The sequence below is a fragment of the Acinetobacter sp. YH12126 genome (assembly GCF_013418745.1).
Lineage (GTDB): Bacteria > Pseudomonadota > Gammaproteobacteria > Pseudomonadales > Moraxellaceae > Acinetobacter > Acinetobacter amyesii.
Genome location: NZ_VPBM01000020.1, coordinates 1 through 18,435, shown reverse-complemented (window position 1 = coordinate 18,435; position 18,435 = coordinate 1). Strand labels below are relative to the sequence as shown.

Sequence of the window (18,435 nt, the reverse complement as noted above, 5' to 3'; positions counted from 1 at the left end):
GTGCAGATACATGTCTTACCAAACCTCTATCCATTTTGATCCAACGGCTTTGCTGATAATAAAAAATGAGGTTGATAACTCAATCAAGTTAGTCGAATCAGCAGTCAGCACCTTAGTTGAAGATCAAACTTTACCTTTCGGGATTGATGATGCACTGATTCAATTTGAACAATGTGCTCAAGTACTAGCTTTAGTTGATATGCCAAGTTTGGCAAAAATCGCTCAATATTCAGCAGAGTTAATGCGCAAGATCATGGGGAATCCTGCGCAAATTAACACTCAAGAGGTCATCGCACTGAGCGAAGGCACGACCATGCTGAAACGCTATATTGAATTTATCTGCCTACGTGAAGTTAAAATTCCACAGTTCCTGCTGGACAGTCTTAATCGTCTAGAACTGTCTTTGGGTAAACCTCTAACGTCGGAAGGCCAACACATTGAGTCCCTACTCGATTGTATTACTCCTGACTTTGACCTACCTCAAGCTCCTGCACTTGAAAAATCAAAATACGTTCACCGTCTGTATAAGTTGGCGTTGAATAAATTGATTAAACAAGAAGAAACTGAGCTGGATCTGCAAGCGATTAAATTGGTCGGTGCGTATTTAGCAGGTCTTTCAGACAAACATCCAAGCAAACAATATTGGAACTTGGTTTTTGTTGCGTTTAATCAAATTGATCAAATCTTAATTACCGATGCTCGCTTACGTACCTTGGTGAGCATTGAGCGCAATATGGCTCAATATTTTGCAGGAACTGAGCGCTTTAAAGCATCCATTTCTGATTTAGCCAATGTCTTAAGTCTAAACATTAGCCAAGAAGATGACATTTCTCATCATATTCGTGGCAAATTAAATATCGGTGAAGACCTTCTTACCGACACCCAATTGCAAGTTTTCAGTCGTCATTTATATGGTCCTGACTTCGACACCATGCATACCATTGGTGAATTGGTTACGACTGAAATGACGCAAATTCGTAATGATATTGAATTTAACTATCAAAATATGACGCCTGAAAAAACCCAAGAACTTCAAGCGAAATTAAACGAATTGGCAAATATTTTCAAAGTCTTGAACTTAAATGAAGCGTATAACGACCTGTCGCGTCAAGCTGCGTCATTAGGTAATGCTGAGATTTTACAAGATGAAAGCTTTGCCCAGCAGTTGATGAACAATATCTTGTCTGCCATGAACTCGATTGGTGTGCTTGAGCGTCATCACACTTCTAGCCGCTTACAACTTCGTGTGAATAATATGAATATTTCACTCGACCGTTTAGATGAAGCACACGCTGCTCTGTTAAATGAGACCAAGGTTTTAATTGATGCTGCTAGCCAATCTTTGGTTCAGTATTTACAAAACCAAGATTTGACACAACTTGAAGCGACTGCAACTCAATTCCGTGAAATTGGTGGTGCAATGTTGTTCCTCAATGCAGATGCAGCTCAAAATGCGCTGAATTCAACAGCTCAATTCATTTTGAAACGAGTTGAATCTTCAATAGCGATTGAAGCAAACGAAGTGAATCAAGCATTAGATTCATTGGCAAGCGCAGATATGTTGATTGACAATTTAAAGAACAAACAACCTGTTTTACAGGGCATGTTTAAGGTAGCATTGGACAGTAGCGAAAAACTGAAATCAGCAGCAGCCTAATGTCTAAATTATCACTTGCGTATATCTTCAAACAACAGCAATTGCTGGTCGATGAAAACTTTCAACTTCCCGAAGTTGAGCAACTCGCAAGTGATTTAAATATTGGCACGGGTGATCAAGTGATTGCCCGTGATCTACTTGAAAATGAGCCAATTCCTGATGGCTTACAACTCATTCCTATTCGCCAGCTTCTACAACTTTGGAATGTACAGCAATTTGAACAAGCCAGCCGTGCTATTCAACTCTTAGAATGGCGCCGTAATCATAAATTTTGTAGCCACTGTGGTACAGCAACTCAAGTCCACGCCACAGAATATGCCATGGTTTGCCCTGCTTGCGGTTATCACCAATACCCTCGTGTCAATCCTTGTGTCATTACCGTCATTATCCGTGGTGAAGATGAAATTTTATTGGCAAAAAATGCAAAAAATGTCCGTGCTATGTATGGACTGATCGCAGGTTTTGTTGAAGTCGGTGAAACTTTAGAAGAAGCAGTTCGTCGTGAAACTGAAGAAGAAGTTGGGCTGAAGGTCAAAAATATTCAATATCTGGCAAGCCAACCTTGGCCCTTCCCAAGTAATTTAATGATCGCCTTTAAAGCAGAATATGCTTCAGGTGAACTTCAATTACAAGAAGAAGAAATAAGTGATGCAGCTTTCTTTAAATTTGATGCATTACCTGAAATTCCGTTCAAAGGAAGTATCGCCCATTCAATGATTATGCATGTCATCCATGGGTCTGCTGTTGCAGATGACACCGAAGCATGGTTATAAGTAGCTATTTTTAGTAAATAAATCATGCAATAAAAAAACCGCCATACTTGGCGGTTTTTTATTTTCAATCATTTAACCAAAGACATTAAGGTGGACTAATTTCATCGAGTACACGCATGATTTCAGCTTTGGTTTTAAAGAAGCGACTAAATAGACTCGAAACTGAACCAATCATCGTGATGTGCCCAACACGAGGGATTTGAATCAATTGACTATGGTTGCCTGAGGCTTTTAATCGACGATCAAAATCTTCACTATTGCTATGGCCAACAATATTGTCTTTATCCGCAGTGAATAGATAATGCTTCACTTGATTGTGCTCAACAAAATAATACGGCATCACTTGTTGATACGGTACATTTTGATCAAAGGCATCTGCACAAATCGGATCACCTTTATAATCAAAATGATATGGCCCTGCCAATCCCACAATTGCACGAATATTCTCTTTCACTTGTAGCTGATAAGGCGTCGGATGATACAGTGCAGACATGACATTAAATGCCCCTGCCGAATGTCCCATTAACACCACATTTTCCACTTCAATCTGCAACTTATGCTGAGACTGCGTCAAATAGTTTAATGCAAGGCTAAGATCATCAATTGAAGCCGGAAAAATATATTCAGGTGCGAGATGGTAATTGATGACAGCAACATCGAAGCCTTCTTTGGCAAAAGCTTCACCAATAAATCCATAGTCCTTTTTGTCACCATGCATCCACGCTCCACCATGTACAAACACGATGAGTGGACGTTGCTGACGAGGTGCTGACGTGCGATACAAATCTAGGCGATGGCGCGCTTTTAGACCATAAGGGATATTGTTTTGAACATGATATCCTTGTTTGGGTGTCAGTCGATTTAATGCATAACTGCCAAAATCATATAACCGAAAATTTCGGTATAAAGATTTAGCCAAATCCATTTTTTGCTGAAGCCGCAGAGACCATTGATTCATATTTTACAGCATCATTTCCGACATTTTATTGAGCATTTGGATCGACAGCATCCGGATCTATCGCTACAGGCGTTTGTACTTCAGGTTGCACATTGCCTACAGCAGGTGTGGTGTAACTTGAGTTAATTGAACGTGCCTGTGGATTTGGGTTCTGATCAATATTATCGATTAAAGTGACAATTCGCGTTACATTACCCACTTGTTGCAAGATTTGATTTAAGTCTGTGATTTCCGCATTGTTTAAACGGCCCATCACATAAAGAACAGCATCTTCAGTATGAATGTGTACTTTGCTGTCAGATACCACAGGCGCTTTCATAATCAAACCACGGGTATTCGCAGTAACCGCAGTATCTTGCATGATGGTGCTATAGCTGATCTGATTACCCACTGTAATATAGTTATGTACAGTTTTGACATCACTCATTGAACGGACATTTTCTTCTGCCAATTCTTTTAAATGATTATCCGGCACTTGCCCAGTCAATAAGACATTGCCATGAAAACTTTCAATATTGACACGTGACTGTTTAAAACGAGTATCTAATTTATATAAATTAATTTTTGCTGTTCGAACAATGGAAGAGTCAATAAAAACTTGTCCCAATGAGCGTGCGCCGCTTTCAGTTCCTACAGGTGCTGATCCTGTTCCATTCGAAATAAAACTCGCACAGCCAGATAAACTTGCGACACAAAGCATCGTTATTGCAATACGCTTAACCACTCAGCACGACTCCTCAAATTTCCACACGTATTTTTCTATGCGTTTACACAGTTTGTTTTATCAAAGATTAATCAACTCTTGATCAAAAGTAAAAGCATTTTCAATCCATTGCTGATGATACGGGTATTTAGAAAAGTCTTGCTGTAGTGTTTTTGCAAAGTGCTGATAAAAATCAAAACAAATTGCATCAAAGCGACAATAATAATTTTGAAAATGTGACTGTTCATTTAAAAAATGCAACGCAGTCTTCATCATCTTACGTTGTTTGTGAATAGAAATACTTTCAACGGCTTGAGCATAACGGGTATTCGAACGGGCTTTAACTTCAATAAACACCAATTCTTGACCACGTGCAACGATCAAATCAATTTCACCATAACGACTATGATAATTCTGTTGCACCTGTACATAGCCTTGCTGCTCAACCAAACGCAGCGCTTGCCGTTCTGCCCACTGCCCCAGATTCATCTGTCCCAAATTCATCTGCTCTAAGTTTAGCTGCATCGTTTCATCCCTAAAGTGAGATTACCACGATGCCTTTTTTACTTCGCTCATAGCAGTGGGGAACACGCTGAATATTATTTTGACTAATTTTGATTAGCCCTGTTCGCCCCTGAAACTCAATGCTTTTTAATTTCGGTTCTTGCAAATATTGTTTTGCGATATGCCATGTGTCCCCACCAAAAGCTAAAAGACGTTGATATGGCATATCTACTGGATTTTCCTCATAAGCTCGGATCAGGTCAGGCCAACGTGCATCATGTAAGGCAGGTGCATCACAAAATTTCAGTCCTATAGGAATGGGCTTAGTAGCCTCAATCGCATTGGCTACGCTATATAGTTTCGCTTTAGGTAGTTTTTTTTGACTGTTTATCCATTCATTATTGCCTAACAACAGCACCCCTTGATTTTTGTCCAGCTTCGTTGGGAGTTGTTCAACCACTTGGATCGGCACTGAACTTTGACTAATTAAGGACATGAGTAGTAATTCATGTTCTGCCTCTGTTGCAGGCTGACGTAGAACAAGCACTTGCGCTAATTTGTCTTTTTCGAAGACTTTTTGGAGTGCTAAGGCATCATCACGTTTCGATAAACTGTACTGCCAGACATTTGGAATTTGGCTGGTAGTTTCATTTAAAGCCAACACGCGGACTTTAGGCTTTGCTTTTACAAGTGCTTCAACATCTTGACGTGCTAAAGGGCCAATCACCAATTGAGTTTTTTTATTTACCTGTTGCTTCAATATCGCCGCAATTTGCTTTTGATTTGAATCCACAAACTTAATGGGTACTTTGTAGTCTGACGATTGATATGCGCTATTGAAACCTTGCTTAATACTGGATGCGGCTCGCGCCATAGGGCCAGATTCAGGTAGAATGACCAAGACGTCTGCCTGTGCAGCAGTAAACAGACTGCTTAAAAGGCAAAGACCCAAAATTTTGTTCTTATTATCCAACATGGAGAAACCTATGAGTGCTCAGTTATTTGTTGTTGCAACTCCAATCGGGCACTTAGATGATATTAGTTATCGTGCAATTGAGGTATTGAAGTCGGTTAAAATTATTGCCGCCGAGGATACACGAACTTCCACACAATTACTTAAACATTTTAGTATCAATACGCCTTTAACTGCATGCCACGACCATAACGAAAGCAACAAAATTGACCAGCTGATTGAACGCCTAGAAAAGGGTGAAAATATGGCGCTGATCAGTGATGCAGGCACACCATTGATCAGTGACCCCGGCTTTAAACTGGTTCGTGCTGCACAAGAAAAAAATATTCGTGTTATTCCTGTGCCGGGTGCCTGTGCTGCCATTGCAGCTCTCAGTGCTGTCGGCCTACCCAGTGACCGTTTTAGTTTCGAAGGCTTTTTACCTTCTAAACAGTCACAACGTCTTTTAGCACTGGAAAAACTGAAAGACGAGACTCAAACCATGATTATTTATGAAGCGCCGCACCGTATTGTGGACTGCCTAAAAGATATGTCGAATGTCTTTGGTGCAGATCGTCCTGTGGGCTTTGCACGTGAAATTACCAAAACATTTGAAACCATTAAAAAAATGTCGTTGGGTGAATTGGTTCATTTTGTCGAATCTGATCACAATCAGCAAAAAGGCGAAATCGTTTTGGTAATTGGTGGTGCGACCGAAGAAAAAGACCTAGAGCAAGAAAAGTTAGACAAATTGCTGACGCGTTTACTTCAAGATTTGTCCGTGAAAGCTGCCTCTCAGTTGGCTGCAGATTTAACTGGGATTAAAAAGAAAGTGGCCTATCAACGTGCTTTAGAATTAACCCAAGCGAACGATTAAGCTTAATTTTTTTTATTTTTAATTTGAACCGCTTATGGGACCTACGGGTTCCATAAGCTATCCCATACAATAATTTAAATAGAATGAAAAAAGTTGCTTATAACATGTCCATAAATCTGTCTGTCAAAAAACCGCTGATGTTCATTCTCTTTAATCTGGTTTGGCTCACCGTCCTTGCACATATTATTTATACTGGCATTCAACCCTATCCGCACTATATTAGTGGCGAGCAAATAACGGCCGATCATAGCGCGATTGCGATGGTCTGTGGATATTGTTCCCTCTATTTTGTAGTCGGTAATTTACTGAAACTGAGCCAATTTTGGGATAGGCATCGTTATTGGGCTTATATCATTTTGAGTGCGGTATTACTTTTTCAATCTTTTGTCGCTGCTGTGGCGGCCATGCATGCACCGCCGTATATTGCTGCATTCATTATCAATTGTATGTTTTTGCTTTTACTGCATTTTGTGTTTTATCCTATTTTCGCGATCAGTCGTAAATATATGAAGCCAAAGACGGCTTGAAGCGACTTCACATCTTATTAACGACTTAACTTCTTGAGCAAACATGCTACAGAGTTAAAAAATGAATGACGTTCATCATCGCACAAGCGAATGAAGCAAAAAAAAACACCACATGACGTGGTGTTTTTTCATTTTAATCTTTTGCCGATTCGTCTGGAGGGACTTCGGTAATACGACCACCACGCGCTAAGAACGCAGCAACTTCATCTTCAAGCGCCTGACGTTGTTTTAGTTTTGCAGTCACTGTTAATGTTTCAGCTTCAGAGGTGTCACCATCAGAGGCAGAATCAGCTGCGTCACCTGCACCTTTTTCAGCTGCTTGTGCTTCATCTTCATCAACTACTGAATCTTCTGGATCATCATAATCATTCATATCAGTCATTGTGTTCTCCCCGCGAATGACTTCTGTTTGCCAGCGAATGGCTGGTTTTAAATTAACAGAAATTTAGCAATCTCTGAGCATTTCGACTAGTACCCATAATCAAAAAATCGTATCTTTTTTAATCAAAATCGTAACCTTGTTTATACGACTGTCTAAAAAATATCTGACTTTGACCTAAGCTGCGTAGATTGTATCTTTTAAAATACTCAGACCATTGGCTTGAGCCATAAACGCATCTTTTAGAACAGTCTGATTTTCCACTTGTTTTAAACCAAAGTTTCGCGCCCACACTACAGGTGAAAAAGTGGTGGTTTCTAACCAACCAATCGCGGACATACTATGCATCATGGCATCGTTTTGCCCTTTACGGCGGTGCTCATAGCGCTTCAAACTTTGTTCATGTGCCCACACACCCCGTTTTTTATCGGTCAAAAGCACATCGCAAAGTACTGCTGCGTCTAAACAGCCAATATTCACGCCTTGTCCTGCAAGTGGATGAATCACATGAGCCGCATCACCAATCAACGCCAGACCATCATGAACGTATTGCTGCGCAGCTCGTGCCTTCAATGGAAATTTGGCACGTGGTGTTGCTTCTAAGACTTCACCGAGCATGTGATGACTTTCTCGAGTGAGCAACGCAGTAAATTCCACATCGGATAAAGCCACATATTCATCGGCATAATCATCTGGTAAGGTCCACACAATCGATTGCCAATAACCGCTTTCTTCTTTTTTCAGACTCGCCATCGGCAAAAATGCCAAAGGTCCTGTTTCTAAGAAAATTTGACGCGCTACATGCTGATGCCTTTGGGCGGTTTTAATTGCACAGCTTACACCGGCTTGTTTATAGTCCAGCACATCTAGATCGATGAAAGCTTGCTCACGGACAAATGAGTTTGCACCATCTGCACCAATCACCAGTTTTGTTTTGAGCTGGGTACCATCTGCAAGGTGAATGATCCACACACCAACGCCACGCTCAACTCGACTGACCTTAACTTGGGTTCGGTAGTCTTCAAGCTGTTCTAGCATTTTTTGTTGAATGGCTAAATTCAATACACTTGGTTCAACCATTGAACCTAAAGCTTGCTCAACAGATGGTGTTTGCTCTGCCACATGTCCAAAATTGATTTCGCCATAGCCATTTTTATTCCATACCTGCATGCCTGTATACGGCTGCTGACGTGCAAGTTTTTCCCAAACGCCCACAGTCTTGAGTAAATGAATAGTGGCTTGACTGAGCGCCAAAACTCGAGGATTCGCAACACTTTTGGTTTTTTCTGCATCCAAAATAGGTGCCGCATCCAATACCGTAGCCTGCACACCGCCTTGCGCCAATAACAATGCCGTTAAGCCACCGACCAAGCCACCGCCTACAATCACTGCATCCAGTACATTTGTTTGATTTAAACTCATGCTTTTAGCCCCATTGCATAATTCGCGACCAAAGGCTTAATCCCCGGAATGGTGTCAAAGGCAACTAATCCAGTATTGCGAATCAATTTTAAAAATGGGTTCTGGTTGCTAAAACCACGAACAACTGAATCACAGAATTTAATCACCCGCTGCTGATCGGTCAGGCGCGATTTTTCATAATCAAGCAACATACCTGCATCACCCAGATCTGCATTTTTTTCAACTTGCTCTTTTAAATAACGGCGTAGTACATAGGCATCGCGCATACAAAGATTGAAGCCCTGACCTGCCACTGGATGAATGGTATGTGCTGCATTACCCATCAACACTACACGTCCAACTGCTTGTTTCTCTGCAAGTACTTGCGACAATGGGAAGCTGAAACGTTTACCAGTTTTTTTGAATTTACCTGCACGGTCGCCATAGGTTTCTTGTAAAGCATCTAAGAAGTGCTGATCATTTTCATCACCCATCCACTCGCCTTCAGTTCCTTTAGGAACAGGCCAAACCACTGAGCGACGGTATTCACCTGGAAGTGGCAGCAGCGCTAGCGGACCAAGCGGACTAAAACGCTCGAAACCGACATGACCATGCGGTTTAGAGGTTTGTACTGTAGTGACAATTGCTACTTGGTCATAATCATGTACCGATGCGCCAATACCGAGCGCTTTACGACAGAAAGAGTCACGACCATCGGCGGCAATCACAATTTTAGATTGTAGTTTGAGCTGTTCTTCAGCACGCTTTGCTTCAATATAGGCATGGTCTGCATCCTGCGTCAGCGAAGTCACTTGTACGCCGTCAATTAATTCAATGAATTGTTGTTTTTTGACTTCTGTGAGCAGCACACGGCCTAACCATGCATTTTCAATAACTTGTCCAAAGCTTTCGACTTTTTCTTGTTCTGCTTTGAGTCTTGCCTTACCAAAACTGCCTTGCTCTGTAATATTCACTTCTAAAATAGGTGTGGCGTGTTCCTGCAAAGCATCCCAGAGGCCTAGTTCTTGATAAATTTGCACCGTACGGCGTGACAAGGCGCTGTTTCGTGCATCAAAACTCGAGTGATAAGGCTCAAGGTTTGCATCATCATAATTGGGGTATTTAATGGCTTCTAAAAGTTTTACGCCAATTTTGTCTTTGGCCAACATGAGTGCCAGACTTAAACCGACCATACCACCACCAACTATGATGACTTCTTGCTGCATGCTTGTTTCCTTTTTTATCAAGTATTCGAATTTAGGACATTCACTCGAAATACATATAATCTGTAATGAATTTTATCTTACATCAAGGGCATGATTTTTTATAATGAAATACAAATTAGTTGCAGGTATTTGCACTGATTAAATACAAAATTAATCATCTCTTGCCGTAAATATTGATCTTTAAAAAAGAGAAAATCACAATAAAAATGGCTGAGTCCATCAGTATGAGCCATCATTTGCGTAAATCAGCGTCATTTGAACATGTCATGTTTTGATGCATTCAAAAGGACGATATCAAGCTAACTACCTGATGATCAGCCTTTAGCCATTGCTCAATTAGTTGAATAAGTGATTACAGCTGCAAAACCCAATTATGTTACACCATTCGGTTTAATGAGCTTTTCATTACACAACATTTTCTGGATATATTCCGCAGCAGAATATCCAGAATATGTAATTTTTGTTGTGTTATTGGCGCCTTATCCTAAAGTTGATGCACGTACCAAGCTTTAATTTGAGTTAGGTACAGAGCAACTCTAAAGCGATGTCGAGCACTATTATTCAAACAGGTTTTAGCGCCAACTTTACCTTGGCATGGTGTGAAAATACTATGGCGCAAACCTTAGAAAATACGCTGCAAACCAATAATTGAGAAAGATTTACCCACCAAGCTGAGTTGTAGATTCATACCGATATGACTGAGCCAGCGAAAAAAAATCAACAAACAAACATTAGTGAATGGCTGTAATTATGATTATATGCCCCCGAGTGTATTGGTCAAATATGCTATAGATCTGATTTCACATGCTGAATATGCTGAACTGGCAACCGGACATTTGGCCGTATATGAAAAACCGGAAGAGTTTTTAAAATTAGCGACTGATTTTTTACAAAAATCTTAATGTTTGAATGAAGTTAAAAAGCCGATCTAATGATCGGTTTTTTATATTTATTTAATATTTTCCATGATTTGGTCAAAATATTGCGCTCATGCATTCAATTTATTTTCATAGCAATAGATAAAGATATAGAACATAAAAGACAGAAACGATCTCCTTAATACGGAATAATTTAAATGAATGGCTTAAGCATTAAAATGCTGGATAATTTCTGCAATCGAATTTCTGCATCTTGATTAAAAGCATTCGCCGCTTGGTGATACCAGCGTTTTGCCATCTTTAAATCTTGAGCTGCGCCATTGCCTAGCTCATACATTAAGCCAATTTTATAGGGAGCAATTGCACAGCCTTGTTTTGCCGATTGCTTGTACAAGTTCATAGCTAGATTATAATCTTGATCAAGAATTTCGCCCTTTTCATATATTTCAGCAAGGGCCGTTCTTGCGTTTATATTTCCCTTTTCCACTGACTGATTCAGTAGAGCTAAAGCAATATGAACCTCTTTTTTACATGGTTTTCTGAACAACAGCACCGCTAACTTCAGCATCGCCGCATCATCACCCTGATCAGCCGCTTTTTGATACCATCCTTGTGCTGTAACATCATTTTTTTTGACGCCGCATCCCGTTTCATACATTTCACCCAATTTAATTTGGGCTGCAATATCCCCTCTTGAGGCTAAACTCAAATAATCATCATAAGTACGCTGATTGTTATACTTAAACTTTATTTTCTTTACTGGATTATAATCACTATCAAAGATTTCAAAACCGACATAGTTTTTAAAGAGTTCAATCAATAACTGCCGAACCAATTGAGTATGATAAATTAAATGATCCTTTTCGCTAAAATAATAATACTGATAATAGCTTTCCAAATCTTCATTGATTTCTTCTTTTAAACTGTTTAAATCAGTCGTCCATTTTTTTTGAACTTTGCCATTTTCAACATATTCATATAAATATCTTGTTGAAAAGTTTAACCATTCCTTTTCAAAATCTTGTCTTTCTCCATCCATGTAAAGTTCATCTTCTTCCGCTTGAATGACACATCTGATTTCTGCACCCTCTTTATAAAGCGCATAGCTATAGCTTGAATTTGTGTCTGCAAAATCAAAGAAGATCATCCATTTCATCGGCAACTGACTGCTTAGCAAACTGCTCCATTTTTCAGGTTCAGTAAAAGCAAAATGTGCTAATCCGGCACTATTGATACAAACAATATGATCCGTCAGCCACTCTATATCTAATGCAGATTTTGAGTTTTCTTCAAAATAAACTAGCCAATCATTTATCAGTCTTTCAATATCCTGTTGATTGCCATTAAAGGGAATAACCACCCCAGCTTTTCTAACACCCATAATTATGATTAAAATAAAAAATTTATACGATTAATTTAAAAAGACTTATATCTAATTTTTGTAAAAACTTAACATCATAAAATCAACTCCATTGTTAATTACCCTTGTCTATATGACTAGTATTTATAAGACTGCTTGTAGATAAAAAAAGCCGATCATTTGACCGGCTTATTCTCTTACAGTAAATTACTTCGCCATCAAGGCTTCAATGTCTTCTACAGATTTCACCACTGCAGCTGTTAAAACACGTGGACCTGCTTTAGTTACAGCCACATCATCTTCAATACGAATACCGATACCACGCCATTTTACATCCACTGTTTCATCATCTGGCGCAATATAAAGACCAGGCTCAACAGTCACAACCATACCTTCTTCATAGGCACGCCATTCACCGTCTTGCTTGTATGAACCGACGTCATGCACATCCATACCAAGCCAATGACCCGTACCATGCATATAGAATTGGCGGTAACTTTCTTTTGCGATGATTTCGTCAATATCTCCTTGCATAATGCCAAGATCCAATAAACCTTGAACTAAAATACGTACAGCAACATTATGTGGTTCTTTATAAGAGTTGCCGATACGCACAGCATCAATCGCCGCAATTTGTGCATCAAGTACAACATTATAAAGTGCTTTTTGTTCAGGGCTGAATTTACCGTTGACTGGGAAAGTACGGGTAATGTCTGAGGCATACAGCTGATATTCACATGCTGCATCAATCAGTACCAAATCACCATCTTTGAGTTCTTTGTCATTTTCCACATAGTGCAAAATACAGCCATTTTCACCGCCGCCGACAATGCTGTTATAGGAAGGCACACAGCCATTTTTACCAAAGACATAATTCAGTTCAGCCTCTAAAGCGTACTCCATCATGCCCGGTTTAACGGTTTGCATGGCACGAGTATGCGCTTCTGCTGAAATATCCGAAGCAATTTGCATCAATTCAAGTTCATCATCAGATTTGTGCAGACGCATTTCATCAATGATGCGATCTAGTTGAATGACTTGAGCAGGCGCACTTGCACCCTTACGTGATTCACCACTTGCTGCCGAAATCCACTGCGCCACACGAGCATCAAAATCTGGTTGCTGCCCAATACGGTAGAATAATTTATCTTTATTTTGTAATTTTTCTAAAATTTCTTCATCAAGCAAATCAATGGCATAAGCCTCATCAGCTTCATAATCTTCTACAGCCCCATCTACACCCGCACGGTAACCGTTCCAAATTTCCATTTCACGGTCACGTTCACGGCAGAACAAACTATAGCTATAACCTTCTTCTTCGCTATCAAAGGTTTCAATCACTGCAACCGCTTGAGGTTCAGCAAAACCTGTTAAATAAAAGAAACTACTATCAGCTCGAAATTTATAATCTGCGTCGCGATTACGCATGGCTTCTTTGCTCGTGGCAATAATTGCAATACTACGTAGTCCCATTTCACCCGCAAGGATATCTCGACGTTCTTGAAAATCCGCTTGAGTTAATTTCTTCATTTAAATACTTCTTATACCTGCTGGCTGATATTGTTTAAATTTTGATTCAATTGAATATGAATCTCTCAATCTATGTGAGGCATGTATAAAAACACGTAATACCTCACATAGATATAAGCAAAATTAATGCCTTAGCTTGGACGATGTGGGGTGAACATTTCAACCACATTACCCACTTGAGCCGATGAATTTTTAGCGCTCAGTTGTAGCAACGGTGTTTCTGAAACATCAACTTTGGTACGTCCCATAGACAGGCTCACTGGGATTAAACGAACAAATTCGTATAATTCCTGATAGCTTTCTTCACCTTCTTCATCATCATCTGAATCTTCAAATTCTACTGAAGCGACATCCTGTAAATGCTCAATCAATTCTTGTTCATTGGTGCGCAGATGACCTGCCGCCAAACCAAAACCAAGAACAACACCTGCACACCAATCTGCCAAGGCTTGCACACGCTCACCTAGCAAGTGATCATCATCTGGTAATAAAGGAAGATAGTCGAGTTCATCATCTGAAAGTGAATGAGCTACATCTTCTGCTTCTTCAGTCAACAATGCCACCGCATCTTCGTCTAATTCAGCTACATCAAGCGTTGCTAAAATTTGTTGCCACTCTTCACGACTCGGGGGTTGTGACACACAAACTATACCAGTGAGTAGACCGTGTAACTCACTTGGGCTTGAAATTTCTTCAATTTTAGAAAAATTCTGGGACCAATCTGACCAACCTGAAATATCGTCTTGCATTCGCTTATCCAATCTCTATACTTCGTATATATTACCTTTGTTTGCAAGACTGTGCGACTACGTTATGTTAGAAGAATTACAGCGTCTCCAAGCGCATATTAGCGTTTTAAAAAAGCGACTGGCGCAATTTGAAAGCGAAAATAATGCCCTACAAGATGAGAAAAACTCGTCTGATGAGCACCATCATGCTCAAATTGTACATAAGAACGGTATTATCACCTCCAAACAAGAAGAAATTGATACGCTGAATGAGCAATTAACTGATTCACGTGCTCAACTTCAACAGCTGAATACTGATGCAACTGCTTTGGCTGACCGATATAGCCGTCTTGAAAAAAGCTGTACTGATCTAAAAAATCGTTTTCAAGAAATTTTGGCAGAACGTAATGAGCTACGTATCGTTAAAGAAAAGATGCAAAATGAACAGCGTCATGCTCAACAAGAAATTCAAGGTTTGCAGCAAGAACGTGAACGTTTATTGCAAAAAAATGAACATGCCAAAGCAAAAGTTGAAGCGATTATTCAACGTTTAGCTATTTTAGGTACAGCTCAAGATCAACATGCGCAAGAAATTCAACAATTGGCACATCCGACTGAAAGTAATGAGGAAGTTTGATCATGAGTGAACAAATTGCAGTTGATTTAAAAGTTCTAGGTCATAGTTTCCGTTTAGCAACTACTTCTGACCAACAAGCCGATTTAGAACGCGCAGCACAATTACTGAATGACAAATACGATGAATTTCGTCGTAAAGCACCACGTATGGAACCGAGTAAGCTGATCATTATGGTCGCACTTGAATTAATGCAAGAAGTCCTGTCAATGAATAAGAGTTTGCAAGAATATGCAAACTGCGAACTTTTGTTGCAAAATATTTTGGAACAAGTTGAAGAATTGACTGATTAATCGGTGGTTTAGTGATTATACTTTGCCCGATTGCTTCATTTTAAACACTTTGTCAGTGTTTGGTGATTTGCCAATAACGCTGAATTCGTTATACTGAGCACATCTCTGAGGTGTTCGCCAGCTAGGTCTAATCCCCTGCCGATACTTAAACTTATGGATGTGTTCTGTATATTCTGAGCGTATGCCCTCCTCGAGTGGGAAACCCAGCGAGTGTACGTCGCGTCCACCTTGAACTCATCGGGTTCAGGGTCACGACATTTGCAGCGGCATCTTCGGAGTGTTTATTTTCTAAATCCTTATTTAAATTACAAGAATTTGATTTAAAAAAACATTTTTTAATTTACTATTCTATTTCCGTGCCCCTCTACTTTTGTTCTTCACCATAATTATTTCATTTAAGTTTGGTTAGTTTAAAAGTTTATTTATTCAAGTTAATTCATTTTTTGAGTTGTTCCAGTTTAGCTAACTGTCTATCCAAAGCTCTGTCCATTTCAGGAAGTATTTGTCGTAAATATTGAATTGATGAAATGGCTTCATCCAATTTCACGACGCCTTTTTTAACCAAGTTATATTGTTGCTCGAGTAGAGCGAGTACTTGATTTTGATTCGGCTGCTGTCCCTGACTCATCAGCGTGTTTATTTGCTGAAATTGTTGATATACCTGTTCACGTTGCTGTAATAGCTCAGAGTGCGTTTCACTGTCGAGTATTAATTGTTTGGAATTAGAACTTGAATGCTGCAATACATTTTCTATAGTTCGCTCTGAACGTGTTTCAGACACTTTTTGTTGATCTAACGGTAGCTGTTCATGAACCTCCTGCTGCTTTGGTTTTAATAACTGAATCATCAACAATAAAATCAAGCCAACCACTAACCCGATAACAATCCATTTCTTATACATGATTCAATCTCTAAATGTTCTTCAATTAAAAATTCAGAGCCGATTTGGCTCTGAATTTACCTTTTTATTTAATCTTATCTAAATTATTAGTTGCCCCATCCTGCTGGCGCATAACCTAAACGAACACGCTGTGGGTGATTGCCAACTGGAACTGTGATGACTTTTTCACCTGTCGCGAAATCAATCACGGTTACTGCATCTGTCGCACTTTCAGAAATCACACATCGTTTTCCATCTGGGCTTTGCGTTGCCCAATACGGTTTACCTGCAGCAATCAATTTTGCTGCGATCAAAGTTTTACGATCGACGATGGTGGCATAATCATCCATCGTTCCTGCAACACATAGTTTTTCACCATCTCCACTGATCGAAAGCCCATGATGACGTGAGTCATTTACCCATTTCGTGCGATCAGAGGGAATAGTTGTACTTCCCGGAAGCTGTGCAATGCGTGTGACTTTGCCTTGATTGAGATCATATTCGACCAAGCCATTAAAAAATGAGACTTGTGCATAGATTTTGGATTCGTCTTTACTAAATACAATCGGTCGAACTGAGTTAGACAGGTCTTTACGTCCTACGGCATCTAAAGCAGGTCTAAAATCGATTTTTTTGAGGACTTTATAGCTTTGAGCATCTGCGATCGTGATGTAGCGTTTGCCTTTGGTAAAGTCTTGCCAAGATGCATCCATGGCTGTTTCGACATTACCAATGGCTGAATTTAAGATTTTAGTACCGTTGGCAAAATAGATATTTTCATGTGGTTTATCGCCCGTCGCAAAACGTCCTAGTTCTTTGCCCGTGTTGATATCAATTATATGTACAACATTCCCTGAAGATGCTGAAACAGCAACTTGTTGCCCATCGGGTGAAACCGCCATATGGTCTGTGCGAAATCCTTCAACTGGTGTGCGCCAATTAATTTTCCCTGTTGCTATGTTAATCGAGACTACATCTGCATAACTTGGTCGTGATGCAACTACCGATTTGCCATCTGGTGTGGAATACATGTCATCGACCAATTGATCATTTCCCTCTCCTGCTGTATTACGAATATAGCTATAGGCGATCAATTTTACTGGGTTAAGGTAAATTTCAGTGAGCCGTTCTTTTTTGTCGGGCACCATATTGATGACACCAACTTTCTGATAGTTTTTTGCAGGATTGATGACTGTAACCGTACCATCCCAGTTATTGCCGACAAAAAAGACTTGCTGGCTATTGGGTGGAACGGGTGCAGTGGTTGTCGCTGCGAAAGTAAGTGGCGACACCGCAACCGTCATACAAAGAAGTGTCCTGATCCAGAGATTCTTTTTCATTTTTATTGTCCATTAATTTGTTTTTATGCATACCTTTTGAGCTACGTCATCAGATAAGTGTCGCTTTTTAAGCGCAAAGAAAGCTTATTCAATATACAAGTGTAGATATAGCGTATTTGTTTTAATTCCGATGAGTTGTTGATTAAAACCAAGTCTTCAATCTGCATTCACTTTTTGGGAAGCAAAAAAAAAGCACCCGAAGGTGCTTTTTTAGTTCATCAAATTATTAGTAAATAATTTGATTATTGTTGATTAGGTCATCTAGTTCGACTTTGCTCGTTTGATTGAGCAAGACTACAAGATCTTGTGATTCATATTCCGTACCTGATGTGCCATCACGGTCAATTGAAATCACAGCTGAATCAGTTTCTTCGTCATATGCTACTGTTACAAACTCTGCGAGATTCGCTTCAGTTGCATCGTCAGAAAGTAATGAAGATATATCGATTTGGTCAGTTGTAGAAAAATCATTTACGGTTGTTAATGCATTTCCACCCAAATTATCGTCTGCAAGAAGGTCAAAAACAATATCATCACCAATAAGTAAACTTTCACTTTCTAATGAGAACATCGCAAACGATGCTGTCGCAGTCACTGTATCCTGAATAGGAAGCACATTGTTACTGTTTCCTAACTCTGTTTCGAGCTGGGTTGTAAAGAGGTGGATCAGGAAATTTGAACAACACTTATAAGTGATATTTTGCTCCCCAAATGATGTTATAAACATCAATATATGGAGTATTTTATGGCACGTAGACCAAGAAGAAATCATTCAAACGACTTTAAGGCTAAGGTAGCACTTGCTGCGATCAAAGCAGAAAAAACACTTGCTGAA

Annotated in this window: 19 protein-coding genes and 1 other RNA gene; 7 read left to right on the top strand and 13 right to left on the bottom strand. The window is 39.7% G+C overall.

Going from position 1 to position 18,435, the window contains the following annotated elements; genetic code table 11:
* Positions 1-10 precede the first annotated feature (10 nt).
* Both FTU62_RS13740 and nudC read left to right on the top strand, forming a co-directional pair.
* Positions 11-1,657 (top strand): chemotaxis protein, encoded by a 1,647-nt coding sequence (locus FTU62_RS13740; protein ID WP_180102962.1) that lies wholly within the window; start codon positions 11-13, stop codon positions 1,655-1,657.
* Complete coding sequence (gene nudC / locus FTU62_RS13735) at positions 1,657-2,430, top strand: NAD(+) diphosphatase (RefSeq protein WP_180102961.1); 774 nt, start codon at positions 1,657-1,659, stop codon at positions 2,428-2,430. The genes FTU62_RS13740 and nudC overlap by 1 nt, the downstream gene beginning before the upstream one ends.
* An 85-nt stretch (positions 2,431-2,515) precedes the next feature.
* Here nudC and FTU62_RS13730 read toward each other — a convergent pair whose 3' ends face one another.
* The 4 genes from FTU62_RS13730 to FTU62_RS13715 are packed head-to-tail and all read right to left on the bottom strand — an operon-like array spanning position 2,516 to position 5,571.
* Positions 2,516-3,388: an alpha/beta hydrolase gene (locus FTU62_RS13730; protein ID WP_180024161.1), complete on the bottom strand. Its 873-nt coding sequence runs from the start codon at positions 3,386-3,388 to the stop codon at positions 2,516-2,518.
* Positions 3,389-3,413: 25 nt separating this feature from the next.
* Positions 3,414-4,112 carry a BON domain-containing protein gene (locus tag FTU62_RS13725; protein WP_180102960.1) on the bottom strand — a complete coding sequence of 233 codons (699 nt, stop codon included), beginning with the start codon at positions 4,110-4,112 and terminating at the stop codon, positions 3,414-3,416.
* Positions 4,113-4,172: 60 nt separating this feature from the next.
* Entirely contained in the window at positions 4,173-4,580 is a 408-nt protein-coding gene (locus tag FTU62_RS13720; protein ID WP_180024208.1) for a YraN family protein, read from the bottom strand.
* A gap of 46 nt (positions 4,581-4,626) precedes the next feature.
* Positions 4,627-5,571: a penicillin-binding protein activator gene (locus FTU62_RS13715; RefSeq protein ID WP_180102959.1), complete on the bottom strand. Its 945-nt coding sequence runs from the start codon at positions 5,569-5,571 to the stop codon at positions 4,627-4,629.
* Between the two features lie 10 nt (positions 5,572-5,581).
* On the opposite strand from FTU62_RS13715, the gene rsmI reads away from it, so the two are divergent.
* Both rsmI and FTU62_RS13705 read left to right on the top strand, forming a co-directional pair.
* On the top strand, positions 5,582-6,424 hold the full coding sequence (gene rsmI / locus FTU62_RS13710; RefSeq protein ID WP_180102958.1) for a 16S rRNA (cytidine(1402)-2'-O)-methyltransferase: 843 nt from the start codon (positions 5,582-5,584) through the stop codon (positions 6,422-6,424).
* A gap of 104 nt (positions 6,425-6,528) precedes the next feature.
* Positions 6,529-6,951: a hypothetical protein gene (locus FTU62_RS13705; protein ID WP_180102957.1), complete on the top strand. Its 423-nt coding sequence runs from the start codon at positions 6,529-6,531 to the stop codon at positions 6,949-6,951.
* A 133-nt stretch (positions 6,952-7,084) separates the two neighbouring features.
* On the opposite strand, the gene FTU62_RS13700 is transcribed toward FTU62_RS13705, so the two are convergent.
* From FTU62_RS13700 to FTU62_RS13675, 6 genes are all read right to left on the bottom strand, one after another.
* A complete protein-coding gene (locus FTU62_RS13700) occupies positions 7,085-7,333 on the bottom strand; it encodes a hypothetical protein (RefSeq protein WP_078189169.1) in 249 nt (82 codons plus the stop codon).
* A 174-nt stretch (positions 7,334-7,507) separates the two neighbouring features.
* Positions 7,508-8,752: an FAD-dependent monooxygenase gene (locus FTU62_RS13695; protein WP_180102956.1), complete on the bottom strand. Its 1,245-nt coding sequence runs from the start codon at positions 8,750-8,752 to the stop codon at positions 7,508-7,510.
* Positions 8,749-9,957: an FAD-dependent monooxygenase gene (locus FTU62_RS13690; RefSeq protein WP_180102955.1), complete on the bottom strand. Its 1,209-nt coding sequence runs from the start codon at positions 9,955-9,957 to the stop codon at positions 8,749-8,751. Before FTU62_RS13690 ends, FTU62_RS13695 begins: the two co-directional genes overlap by 4 nt.
* Positions 9,958-11,028: 1,071 nt before the next feature.
* Positions 11,029-12,216 (bottom strand): tetratricopeptide repeat protein, encoded by a 1,188-nt coding sequence (locus FTU62_RS13685; RefSeq protein ID WP_180102954.1) that lies wholly within the window; start codon positions 12,214-12,216, stop codon positions 11,029-11,031.
* 186 nt (positions 12,217-12,402) lie between these two features.
* Positions 12,403-13,725, bottom strand: a complete 1,323-nt coding sequence (gene pepP, locus FTU62_RS13680; RefSeq protein WP_180102953.1) for a Xaa-Pro aminopeptidase — start codon at positions 13,723-13,725, stop codon at positions 12,403-12,405.
* Positions 13,726-13,856: 131 nt separating this feature from the next.
* Positions 13,857-14,474, bottom strand: a complete 618-nt coding sequence (locus tag FTU62_RS13675; RefSeq protein WP_111885849.1) for a UPF0149 family protein — start codon at positions 14,472-14,474, stop codon at positions 13,857-13,859.
* Positions 14,475-14,538: 64 nt separating this feature from the next.
* Here FTU62_RS13675 and FTU62_RS13670 point away from each other — a divergent pair, with 64 nt between their 5' ends.
* The 3 genes from FTU62_RS13670 (at position 14,539) to ssrS (ending at position 15,662) form a co-directional block, all read left to right on the top strand.
* Positions 14,539-15,090 carry a hypothetical protein gene (locus tag FTU62_RS13670; RefSeq protein WP_078192940.1) on the top strand — a complete coding sequence of 184 codons (552 nt, stop codon included), beginning with the start codon at positions 14,539-14,541 and terminating at the stop codon, positions 15,088-15,090.
* A gap of 2 nt (positions 15,091-15,092) precedes the next feature.
* Positions 15,093-15,380 carry a cell division protein ZapA gene (locus FTU62_RS13665; protein WP_168378082.1) on the top strand — a complete coding sequence of 96 codons (288 nt, stop codon included), beginning with the start codon at positions 15,093-15,095 and terminating at the stop codon, positions 15,378-15,380.
* Between the two features lie 99 nt (positions 15,381-15,479).
* Positions 15,480-15,662: non-coding RNA, 6S RNA (gene ssrS, locus FTU62_RS13660), on the top strand.
* A 154-nt stretch (positions 15,663-15,816) separates the two neighbouring features.
* On the opposite strand, the gene FTU62_RS13655 is transcribed toward ssrS, so the two are convergent.
* From FTU62_RS13655 to FTU62_RS13645, 3 genes are all read right to left on the bottom strand, one after another.
* Complete coding sequence (locus FTU62_RS13655; protein ID WP_180079042.1) at positions 15,817-16,281, bottom strand: hypothetical protein; 465 nt, start codon at positions 16,279-16,281, stop codon at positions 15,817-15,819.
* Between the two features lie 86 nt (positions 16,282-16,367).
* Positions 16,368-17,564 (bottom strand): YncE family protein, encoded by a 1,197-nt coding sequence (locus FTU62_RS13650; protein ID WP_257223230.1) that lies wholly within the window; start codon positions 17,562-17,564, stop codon positions 16,368-16,370.
* A 262-nt stretch (positions 17,565-17,826) separates the two neighbouring features.
* Positions 17,827-18,216 (bottom strand): type I secretion C-terminal target domain-containing protein, encoded by a 390-nt coding sequence (locus FTU62_RS13645; RefSeq protein ID WP_180102951.1) that lies wholly within the window; start codon positions 18,214-18,216, stop codon positions 17,827-17,829.
* Between the last annotated feature and the right edge of the window lie 219 nt (positions 18,217-18,435).